At 54.4% G+C, this 11,302-nt stretch carries 10 protein-coding genes; all 10 read right to left on the reverse strand.

Going from position 1 to position 11,302, the window contains the following annotated elements; all coding sequences use genetic code 11:
- Positions 1–34: 34 nt before the first annotated feature.
- Positions 35–1,513, reverse strand: coding sequence for a colanic acid undecaprenyl disphosphate flippase WzxC (wzxC, locus tag AC07RN_RS08040; RefSeq protein WP_235133651.1), 1,479 nt, complete (start codon positions 1,511–1,513; stop codon positions 35–37).
- A gap of 155 nt (positions 1,514–1,668) precedes the next feature.
- Positions 1,669–3,063, reverse strand: coding sequence for an undecaprenyl-phosphate glucose phosphotransferase (gene wcaJ / locus AC07RN_RS08045; protein WP_015959660.1), 1,395 nt, complete (start codon positions 3,061–3,063; stop codon positions 1,669–1,671).
- A gap of 47 nt (positions 3,064–3,110) precedes the next feature.
- Positions 3,111–4,481 (reverse strand): colanic acid biosynthesis phosphomannomutase CpsG, encoded by a 1,371-nt coding sequence (gene cpsG / locus AC07RN_RS08050; protein ID WP_478336069.1) that lies wholly within the window; start codon positions 4,479–4,481, stop codon positions 3,111–3,113.
- A gap of 121 nt (positions 4,482–4,602) precedes the next feature.
- Entirely contained in the window at positions 4,603–6,039 is a 1,437-nt protein-coding gene (gene cpsB / locus AC07RN_RS08055) for a mannose-1-phosphate guanyltransferase (RefSeq protein ID WP_015959662.1), read from the reverse strand.
- A gap of 2 nt (positions 6,040–6,041) precedes the next feature.
- Complete coding sequence (wcaI, locus tag AC07RN_RS08060) at positions 6,042–7,265, reverse strand: colanic acid biosynthesis fucosyltransferase WcaI (protein WP_478336070.1); 1,224 nt, start codon at positions 7,263–7,265, stop codon at positions 6,042–6,044.
- On the reverse strand, positions 7,262–7,741 hold the full coding sequence (locus tag AC07RN_RS08065; protein ID WP_235133655.1) for a GDP-mannose mannosyl hydrolase: 480 nt from the start codon (positions 7,739–7,741) through the stop codon (positions 7,262–7,264). The genes wcaI and AC07RN_RS08065 overlap by 4 nt, the downstream gene beginning before the upstream one ends.
- A 2-nt stretch (positions 7,742–7,743) precedes the next feature.
- Positions 7,744–8,709 (reverse strand): GDP-L-fucose synthase, encoded by a 966-nt coding sequence (gene fcl / locus AC07RN_RS08070; protein ID WP_235133656.1) that lies wholly within the window; start codon positions 8,707–8,709, stop codon positions 7,744–7,746.
- A 2-nt stretch (positions 8,710–8,711) separates the two neighbouring features.
- A complete protein-coding gene (gene gmd / locus AC07RN_RS08075; RefSeq protein ID WP_015959666.1) occupies positions 8,712–9,833 on the reverse strand; it encodes a GDP-mannose 4,6-dehydratase in 1,122 nt (373 codons plus the stop codon).
- Between the two features lie 24 nt (positions 9,834–9,857).
- Positions 9,858–10,406, reverse strand: coding sequence for a colanic acid biosynthesis acetyltransferase WcaF (wcaF, locus tag AC07RN_RS08080; RefSeq protein WP_015959667.1), 549 nt, complete (start codon positions 10,404–10,406; stop codon positions 9,858–9,860).
- 15 nt (positions 10,407–10,421) lie between these two features.
- The gene (wcaE, locus tag AC07RN_RS08085; protein WP_478336285.1) at positions 10,422–11,168 is read right to left on the reverse strand and encodes a colanic acid biosynthesis glycosyltransferase WcaE; all 747 of its coding nucleotides are present in this window, start codon (positions 11,166–11,168) and stop codon (positions 10,422–10,424) included.
- Between the last annotated feature and the right edge of the window lie 134 nt (positions 11,169–11,302).

Raw genomic sequence — 11,302 nt, forward strand, 5'->3', positions numbered from 1 at the left:
CCCCAGCCCTCTCCGACTCGAGAGGGAGAAATAATTAGCCTGCGCGAAGCAGCGTTTTCATCTTCTCGCTACGGCAAAACTGGCGTTTCATTTCGACCACCAGCGCATTTCGGGACAGCACAATCATCACTACAAAGGCCAGCGCACCGGCGGCAATTTGCGTCGCCAGCAGCGCGCTAAGCGGCAGATGGCCATTGAGCACAACGCCCAGGCCATAGCTCACCGCCAGCGTCGGCAGCGACAGGTAAAACGGCAGCCATAAACTCAGAATGTATTGACGATAGCTGGAACCAAGCACGGGCTTGATCATCACGAAATAGCTCAGAACGGTATTGATGATTTGCACCAGCAGGAAGCCAAGCGTCACGCCAATCGCGCCCGCCATATGACCCCCGACGACAATGGCCGGAATAAACAGGAATGTTTTGAACACATTAAATTTAAAGCTGATGTCGACGCGCGCTTTTGCCATCAGCAGCGAACCAATCGGATTACCGACGGAACGCAGTAAACCGACAACGCAGAGCAATTGCAGAATCGGCACGATGCCACTCCACTTCTCGCCAAACACCAGCGGGACGAAGTTATTGGAAACCACCATCAGCCCAAGCAGCGCCGGGAAGTTAATAATCCCCACCACCGACAGCAGCTTGTAGAAATTGACGCGCAGCTTCTCGGTATCGTCCTGAATTTTGGCAAACGCCGGGAATAGCACGCGGGTGATAATGGGGTTCAGCTTCATCGGCGGGACGACCGCCACGTTGTAAGCGAGGTTATACCCCCCCGCCACGCTGGCACCGAGAATGCGCGCCAGAAACAGCGTAGAGAGGTTGGTGTTAACGTAATTGATGATGCTATCGGCGGTGAGCCACGCACCAAAACGCAGGTTAGAAGACACTGACGCCAGCGAGAAATGTAATCCCGGGCGATAGATCTTGCGGCCAAAGTAGCCGAACAGCAGGGTTCGAACGGCTGTATTGACCAGATAACCGAGAATCGCGGTCATCGCCAGCGGCCAGTAATGCGCACTCACCACGGTGAAAGTAAAGCCAGCGAGTACCGAGGTCGTTTCGATCGTGCCGATTTTGCTGAACTCGAGCTCTTTTTGCATCAATGCACGAAACTGCTGCCCATGCGGGATCACCACAAAGGCAAACGAAAGCGTGCGGATCAGCGGGGCAAGATCGGGGTTATTCAGCACGTCGCCAATAAACCCGCTCAGCAGAAACACCGTAACGCAGACCGCAATCCCCAGCCCAACGTTCAGCCAGTAAAGCGTGGTCAGTTCAAGGTGGCTAATTTCTTTGCGCTGGATAATTGAATTGGCGATACCAAAATCCGACAGCGTATCGGCCAGGGCGATAATCACCAGCGAGATGGTCAACAGACCAAACTGATGATTATCAATAATGCGCGCCAGCACGGTCATCTGCACCAGCCCGAGGCCGATGATAATCACCGTGGCAATAGCCGACCACTTAGCGCCGCTGATGGTTTTTTCACGTAAGCTCATGACTGTTCCTTCATACCTTTCTCAAAGGCGTTACTGGCGCAGCCAGATTGAACACGAACAGAGCACAAAAACCGGCGCGTACACGGAGTACGTGAGGATTTTGAGCACGGCCCTGGTTCAACATGGCAAGCAAAGTCGCCTGGTGAGGAAGGCATTTAATAAGCCGCTTTATTCACAAAGCCCTTAAAGATGGTCAGGAAAACGATTTTGATATCGAACCAGACGCTCCACTCGCGGATGTATTCCAGATCGAACTCAATGCGTTTTTCCATTTTTTCCAGGGTGTCCGTTTCACCGCGCCAGCCGTTGATCTGCGCCCAGCCAGTAATGCCTGGTTTCACTTTGTGGCGCAGCATGTAGCCCTCAATCAACGCGCGATACTGTTCGTTGTGCGCCACCGCATGCGGACGCGGCCCGACAATCGACATCCCACCGGTCAGCACGTTGATGAACTGCGGCAGCTCATCCAGCGAGCTTCGGCGCAGGAAGTTCCCCACGCGAGTAACACGCGGATCGTTCTGCGTCGCCTGAGTCACCACACTGTCATTTTCCATCACTTTCATGGAACGGAACTTCCACACTTTGATCGGTTTGCCGTCCATTCCGTAGCGAGTCTGGCGGAAGATAATCGGGCCAGGCGAGCTGATTTTGACCGCCAGCGCAATCCCGCACAGTACCGGGGAAATGAGCAGTAAAATCAGCGTAGCGAGCACGATATCTTCCAGACGCTTCAGGACACGGTTAATGCCGGAAAGCGGCGTGTCGTACAGCGGGACCACCGGCACACCGTTAACTTCTTCAATGCGGGAATGCAAAATGTTGAAGGTAAACACGTCAGGAATGAGGCTCACCGAGCAGGTGGTATCAGCCAGTTCGCGCATCAGGTTACGGATGGTGCTTTCCTCGCTCATCGGCATCGCGATATAGACGTTGTGGATTTTCCCGGCACGCGCATCTTCAACCAGCTGTTCGATATTGCCCGCCCATTCAGACGGCACACCGCCAGGTTTTGCATCGTGATAAACACCCACCACGTCCAGCCCCAGCCAGGGTTCTTTGCGAAAGCTGTCCAGCAGCGCCAGTCCGACTGGCAAATCACCCGCGACGGCGACAAAGCGCTTGTTATACCCGCGATTACGCAGCCAGCCCGCACCAAAGCGGATCAGCGTTCGACAAACCACTAACCCAACGCTGGTGAGCAGATACCAACTCGGATAGGTCACAAAGCTGTTATCAAAATCGCTGTTAAAAGCCACCAGACCGGCGCTGAAAATCAGGCTCAGCGTCCAGTTTTGCAGCAAGAGCATCAATTCTGTGGTGAGTTTTACGCCGCGCCACGAACGGTAAAAATCCGTCATGCCGCCGATCATCTGGAATACCACTAGCGCAATCAGCGCCATCAACAGGTGCATGTATAAAAACGGCAGCCCGCTGAACTTACATACCACCCACAGCCCACCGAACATGATGGTGATGTCAGAAAAACGCTGCACCATAGAAATTAACGATGCATTCGTTTTGGCTCGCTCGCGCTTTTTTAGATTTGTCATCGTTGGTCCTGTTATCGGGTCCCCCTTCCAGCGGAAGGGGGCAAGGATTACTGTTTCAACAGCGCCAGAATGTCCTGTGTTCGCGCCTCCATCAGCGCCGTGTCGGCCCGTGACTCCACGTTAAGACGCACAACGGGTTCCGTATTCGACGAACGCAAATTGAAGCGCCACTCCGGGAACGCCATGCTGATCCCGTCGGTGTGGTCTATTTCCAGCGCCTGCGGCGCAAAATGCTGCTCCACGCGGGCAATCGCGTCAGCAGGATTTTCCAGTTTGCTGTTGATCTCGCCACTCGCCGGGAACGCCGCCATTCGGTCACGCACCAGCTCACCCAGCGTCTGGCCTTTCAGACACAGCAGCTCCGTCACCAGCAGCCACGGGATCATCCCGCTGTCGCAGTAGGCAAAATCGCGGAAGTAGTGGTGAGCACTCATCTCACCGCCGTAGATGGCATCTTCCTGGCGCATACGCTCTTTGATGAACGCGTGACCGGTTTTCGACATCACCGGCTGGCCGCCTGCGGCGCTCACGACGTCAACCGTGTTCCACGACAGACGCGGATCGTGAATGATTTTCGCCCCCGGATTTTTCTCGAGGAACGCTTCAGCCAGCAGACCGACGATGTAATAGCCTTCGATAAACTGGCCTTTCTCGTCGAACAGGAAGCAGCGGTCGAAATCGCCGTCAAAGGCGATGCCCATGTCCGCACCGTGCTCAATCACCGCGTTGCGGGTATCCGCGCGGCATTCCGGCAGCAGTGGATTCGGGATGCCGTTCGGGAAATTGCCGTCCGGCGTGTTGTGGACTTTGATAAAGGTGACAGGAACATTCAGGGCTTTAAAGCGGGCTTCCAGCGCATCAACCACCGGGCCCGCCGCGCCGTTGCCGGAGTTAATCACCAGCTTCAGCGGTTTGAGATTCTCAACGTTGATGTAGCCGAGCAGATGGTCGATGTACGCTTTGCGCGGGTCGATTTGTGTGTAGCTGCCGCGTTTCGCTTCATTGATCGGCGGGAAGTCGTTCGCTTCCGCCAGACGCTGCACGTCACGCAGACCCGTATCACCACTCACCGGGCGAGCGCCCTCCCGCACCAGCTTCATCCCGTTGTAGTCCATCGGGTTATGACTGGCGGTCACTTCAATCCCACCGTCAACGCCCAGATGGAAGGTGGCGAAATAAATCTCTTCGGTTCCGGACAGGCCGATATCCAGCACATCCACGCCTGCGTCCTGCAACCCTTTTGCCAGCGCCAGCTTGAGCGCCTCGCTGGTCAGGCGCACATCGCCGCCCAGCACAATTGTTTTTGGTTTTACATATTCGCCGTACGCGCGGCCAATGCGCCACGCGATGTCTTCATTCAGCTCTTCGCCCAGCTTGCCGCGAATATCGTAGGCTTTAAAACAGGTTAACTTTTCCATGATGACCCCTTTTTCAGGCAACAGTCGGCCCTCTCCTGTTCAGGAGATTTTATTTTTAAATTGAATAACCCTTCGATTTCGCGTTGCAGCTCATCTGCCGCGCGAAAGAGGCCAGTTAGCGCTAAACCCGGCCGTAGCGGTCCTCAAAACGCACAATGTCGTCATCTTCGAGATACGAGCCGGAACGCACTTCAATCAGATCGAGAGGAATTTTCCCTGGGTTTTCCAGACAGTGCTTCGCACCCAACGGGATATAAATAGATTCGTTTTCACCGAGCAGTTTAACGTCGCCGTCAATCGTCACTTTTGCGGTTCCCGCCACCACAACCCAGTGCTCGGCCCGGTGATGATGCATTTGCACCGACAACCCTTCGCCCGGTTTCACGGTAATGCGTTTGACCTGATAACGATCGCCTGAGTCGATGGAGTCATATTTGCCCCAAGGACGATAGACTTCGCGGTGAATGTGGTGCTCATGACGGCCATCGGCTTTGATCTGCTCGACCACTTTTTTGACGTCCTGTACTGAATTGCGATCGGCAATCAACACCGCATCTTTGGTCTGGACGACAACCAAATCTTTCACGCCCACCGTAGTCACGAGACCAGACTCGGCGTAAACATAGCTATTTTCGGTTTTATGGCTGATCACATCGCCGTGATGCACGTTGCCTTCCGGCGTGTGTGCGCTGATTTCCCACAGGGAAGACCAGGACCCCACATCGCTCCAGCCAGCGTCCATTGGAACCACAACGGCATCCGCCGTGCGCTCCATCACCGCGTAATCGACAGACTCTTCAGGACAGGCGAGGAATGACGCTTCATCCACGCGGATAAAGTCGAGATCCGGGTCAACAACGGCCATCGCTTTTTCGCAGGCGCTCAGAATATCCGGGCGATACTTTTGCAGCTCTTCCAGATAACGTCCCGCGCGGAACAGGAACATGCCGCTGTTCCAGTAATACTCACCGCTGGCCACATACGCCTGGGCAGTATCAAGATTCGGTTTTTCGACAAACTGCGCCACGTTAAACGCCACGCTATCGCCTTCGCCCGGCGTCACATCACCACGACGAATGTAGCCATAGCCAGTTTCTGGCAGATCCGGCACGATACCGAAGGTCACCAGTTTGCCGCTTTCAGCGTAAGGGATCGCGGCACGAACCGCCTCGCGGAAGGCATCTTCCTGCTGGATAACGTGGTCCGCCGCCAGCACCAGCATCATCGGGTCGCAATCCGGGCTGCTGCGTTGTGCCGCTAGTGCGGCAAGCGCGATGGCCGGTGCGGTATTACGCCCAGCCGGTTCAAGAATGATATTTTCAGTCAGTTTGTTCAGCTGACGCAGCTGTTCCGCGACGATAAAACGGTGCTGCTCGTTGCAAATCACCACCGGGCTTTCGCACTCCACGCCGTTCAGGCGCGACACCGTGGTTTGCAGCATAGTGAGTTCCCCTTTCAGGCAGAGGAACTGCTTTGGATAGAGCACGCGGGACAGCGGCCACAACCGACTACCAGAGCCACCCGCCATCACAACCGGGTAAAGTTTATTTTGACTCATGTTTATCCCCGTATATCTGCAATAAATTGGCTAAGCACGTTCTCTTTTTCGAGCGTGCGTTCGGCATATTGACGTGCCACCGTGTTTTGTTTTGGCATGGCGAGTGCCCGCTCAATGCCCACGACCAGCGCAGGGACTGATTCCGGTTCAACGCAAACCGCGATCTCCGGGTACGTATCGCACAGCTGACCAAGTTCGGTTTCTGGCTCCGCTGTGATCACCGCGTTGCCGCCGACGGCCAAAATGTTGGTCAATTTCGAAGGCAGTACCGCATCCGCCGCGCCGCGCTTTTGCACGACCAAATGGCAATCGCCCATCTTCAGTAACGCAGGCAGTGCCTCGTAGGACTGAAGCGGGAAGAATTTCACGTTGGTCAGGCCGCGTTCGCTGACCATTTTCTCCAGTCGCGCTTTACCGCCACCCTGCCCGACAATCACGAATGTCCAGGGCTGATTGCTCAGTTGCGCGGCGGCGTCAATGACGCTTTCCAGCCCCTGTTTTTCGCCAATGTTGCCTGAGTAAAGAATGATTTTTTGGCCGTCAGGTAAACCGAGCTGCGAACGCAAGGCCAGCGCACCGCCCTCGCTCACATCACGAAAACGGGCCACTTCTGACCAGTTCGGGAAGAAAATCAATTTTTCAGCCGGAACGCCTTTCTCCTGCGCTTTGTTCATCATTGAGCGCGAGATCGTTGAGACGTAATCGACGTTATGCAGATTGCTGCGCTCAAAGGCGCTGGCGAGTTTGGCCACCTTGCCACTCTTGCCTTTACCCGCCATGCCCAGGCCGAGCATCGCGTCAACTTCGTAATCCTGAATATGCAGGATGGTACGTGCGCCCGAGAGTTTGCCCAGCAAGCGCATGCCTGGCGTGCAAAACAGCGTCGGCACCACGCCGATAATGCGGTCTGGCTTCCAGCGACGCTGCGCCATCAGCGGGAAGAAACTGCTGAGCGCAAAGCTGCCCAGATGAATCAGACGCTTCAGCGTCGAAGGCTGTTTAGGCACATACAGCGGACAGCGCCAGACGGTCGCATTGCCCACTTCACGGCGATAGCGCCAGCTGGAATAACGTTCGCCGACTTTCCATTCCGGGTAGTAAGGCGGGGCCGTAATGACCCGCACCTCGTGACCCTGGCTGGCCATCCACTCGACCATTTCACCGGTGTATTTGCCGATACCGGTGAGTTCTGGCGAGTAATTGATGCCGTAGACAAGGATCTTCATCGTTCTGTTACCTCGGCCTGGCGGTCGGCAAGGAAGTACGCGCGGCTATTGTCATGCACGTTTTCGCTTGCCAATAGGGCATCAGCCGTTAGCCAGCGGTAAGCATCATGTTGTGAATCAGGCAGGTTCAGATCGGCCTGATTCACTTTCAGGCAAAAGCCCAGCACCACGTAATGGGTGCTGAAATCGGTGCCGGAAAAGTTATCGTCATAGAAGTGCTGCCAGATCCCGTAAAACTGGCCTGCCGTCATCGGCAGGCTCAGCCCCAGTTCCGCCAGCGTGAGGCGCTCGAAAGCGCGCTCAAGCCGTTCATCCTTTTGTACGCGTCCACCGGGGACGAACCAGTACCCTTGCGCAGGGCGATTGGTTCGTTGACCCAGCAGGAACTCCCCTCGCTCGTTTTCCACAATCAAATCGATGGATATCAGCGGGGTAGAACGCACTACCGTGGCAAAATCTTCCTGACTTAAAAACATGATTACCCCCGGAAGCGGTGCTGGTTTTCCAGGAACCACTGGTAGGTGCTTGCCAGCCCCTGCTCAAGTGATACCTCGTGATACCAGCCGAGCTGATGCAGACGCGTCACGTCCAGCAGTTTGCGCGGCGTGCCGTCCGGCTTGGTGGCATCAAACACCACACGGCCTTTGTAGCCCACCACGTGCGCAATGGTCTGCGCCAGCTCGCGAATCGTGCAATCCACTCCGGTTCCGACGTTGATGTGCGAAAGCATCGGCTCGGTATTTTCCTGCCACACTTCGGGATCCAACTCCATCACGTGAATGCTGGCAGCGGCCATGTCATCAACATGCAGGAACTCGCGCATTGGCGTACCACTCCCCCACACCACGACGTCTGGCGTACTTTCCGCCGTCGCTTCATGGAAACGACGCAGCAGCGCTGGGATCACATGCGAGTTGCTGGGATGGAAGTTATCGTGCGGACCGTACAGATTGGTCGGCATCACCGAACGATAATCGCGGCCATACTGGCGGTTGTAGGATTCGCACAGTTTGATACCGGCAATCTTGGCAATCGCGTAAGGCTCGTTCGTCTCTTCGAGCGTGCCCTGCAGCAGTTCGCTCTCAGCGATCGGCTGCTTTGCCAGCTTCGGATAAATGCATGAAGAGCCGAGGAACAGCAGCTTATTCACGTTGTGCAGATGCGCGGCGTGAATAATGTTGCTCTCGATCATCATGTTTTCGTAGATGAAATCCGCGGGGTACGTGTTGTTGGCGACAATGCCGCCAACCTTTGCCGCCGCCAGATACACCTGATCGATACGTTCGTTCGCAAAGAATGCCTGCACGGCTTGGCCGTCAAGCAGGTTCAGCTCGTCGCGGGTACGCACCACGACGTCGACATCACCGCGCTGCTCAAGCTGACGGACGATGGCAGATCCCACCATCCCACGATGACCGGCGACAAAAATACGTTGTTTGGTCATTCTCAGGACTCCAGCGCGATGGCAACCTCGTAGCCATGGGACTTAAGCAGGGAGTGTTTTTTCGCCGCTTCGAGATCCTTGGCCACCATTTCAGATACCATTTCCTGCAGGGTGATTTCCGGTTTCCAGCCCAGTTTTTCATGCGCTTTGGTTGGATCGCCGAGCAGGGTTTCTACTTCAGCAGGACGGAAGTAGCGCGGATCAACTTCAACGATCACATCGCCCGGTTTCACGCCTGGTGCATCATGGCCGGTAACAGAAACCACAATGCCCTTCTCTTCAACGCCGGTGCCTTCGAAACGCAGTTTGATACCCAGCTGTGCTGCGGCCATTTCAACGAACTGACGCACGGAATACTGCACGCCGGTCGCAATCACGAAATCTTCCGGGTTGTCCTGCTGCAACATCATCCACTGCATTTTCACGTAGTCTTTCGCATGGCCCCAGTCACGCAGGGAATCCATGTTGCCGAGGTGCAGTTTCTTCTCGAGGCCCTGAGCGATGTTAGCGATCGCGCGGGTGATTTTGCGGGTCACGAAGGTTTCGCCACGACGTGGGGATTCGTGGTTGAACAAAATACCGTTACACGCATACATGCCGTAGGATTCACGGTAGTTCACGGTGATCCAGTAAGCGTACAGTTTTGCGACAGCGTAAGGAGAGCGCGGGTAGAACGGCGTGGTCTCTTTCTGCGGGGTTTCCTGCACCAGACCGTACAGCTCAGAGGTGGACGCCTGGTAGAAACGAGTTTTCTTCTCAAGACCCAGGAAACGAATGGCTTCCAGCAGACGCAGCGTGCCCATGGCATCAACATCTGCGGTGTATTCCGGGGATTCAAACGATACCGCTACGTGGCTCATCGCACCCAGGTTGTACACTTCATCAGGCTGTACTTCCTGCAGGATACGGGTCAGGTTGGAGGAATCGGTCAGATCGCCGTAATGCAGATGGAATTTCGGATTCGCTGAATGTGGATCCTGGTAGATATGGTCCACACGTTCAGTGTTGAACGACGAAGCACGACGTTTAATACCGTGAACTTCATACCCTTTTTCCAGCAACAGCTCCGCCAGATAAGAACCATCCTGTCCGGTAACGCCGGTGATGAGAGCGACTTTAGACATGTTTATTTTCCTCTACTTATGAATTCATTCAGTTTCAACGCGTTCGCGTATCACCACTGCGGGGTTGCCACGGCAAATCTTATTTGCCGGAAGCGATTTAAAAACGCTGCTGCGTGCACCAATAACCGTGCCATCGCCAACAGTAATACCAGGTGCAACAAAGACATCCGTCGCGAGCCAGCATTTTTCGCCAATCACAATAGGCGTGGCATTAATATCAAAATGCGGACTCATAAAATCATGACTGCCGGTACACAAATAACACTTCTGAGACACCACGGAATGTGCGCCGATGGTAATTTCACCCAGGGTATATAACACCGCGTCATCCCCTACCCAGGCATAATCACCGAGTGTTAATTTCCACGGATACGTAATTTTGACTGACGGACGAATAACCACATTCTTGCCGATTTTTGCGCCAAACATTCGCAGTAAAAAGGCGCGCCAGCGATACAAAACCTGTGGCGACCAGGCAAATAATGTTGCCTGCACAGCCCACCATAATTGCACCTTAATTCCATTGCCGCCCCGGAATCCTTTGGGAACGGAAAAACCACTGAGATCCTGCATAACCTTCCCTTATATTTAGACTTTGTTATATAAGGCTTTCGTTTTGCCCGTCGTTCTCAGACGGAATAAATAGGATAATTCCGCCCAGAAGCCCGGCACGCGTAATATATTGCGCTGCACTTTTTTGGCATCCTGGCATAATTCCAGATTATTCGAGGTTGACACGCCGCCCATTGAGAATTCTGACACCAGGCCTTTAATTCGACGGAACGGATAACCTGATTTATACAGGCTGGCAGCCAGCGCATAATCAGATGACACCTTATATTGCAAATCATAGGGGTGTTTTTTCAGCCCGACTGTCGGGAAGAAAATTGCCTGATGACTGGCCGGTAAACTGTGATAGATATACCAGCCGGGTTTCGCGCTACGGCACACTTTATTGCCATCACCAAAATCCAGCAGCGCATCGCCGATGACCATTGCGTCGTCTTTCTGACGCGCAAGTTGACGCGCAAAAAGCGCCACGTCTTCGTGGAAAATATCGCCCGAATTCAGGAAAATGGAATAGCGCCCTTGCGCCATCTCGATGCCTTTATTCATCGCATCGTAAATGCCTTTATCTTTCTCACTGATGTAGCGTAAGTTGAACTCCCCGTTCAGTTTTTCGAGAAATTCAGCCGTGCCATCATTTGAGCCGCCGTCGACCACAATCCATTCAAACGTGAGGCTGGGATCGCGTGCCAGGTTGCGCAGCGAGCGCCAGGTTTTTACTACCCCTTCGTGGTTGCGAAAGGCGACAGTAATAACGCTTATATTCATCATTCTTCAAGCTGCCTCTGCGTTGGCTTCATCTGTTCACCCCAGTCATTGACTTGCGTCAGCGCCTGGGAATTCTCAGCCTTGCCGCCTTGATGCAACTTGCATAATTTTGAATATCGAAACATAAACCACCT

The organism is Lelliottia sp. GFLA7 (assembly GCF_056490165.1).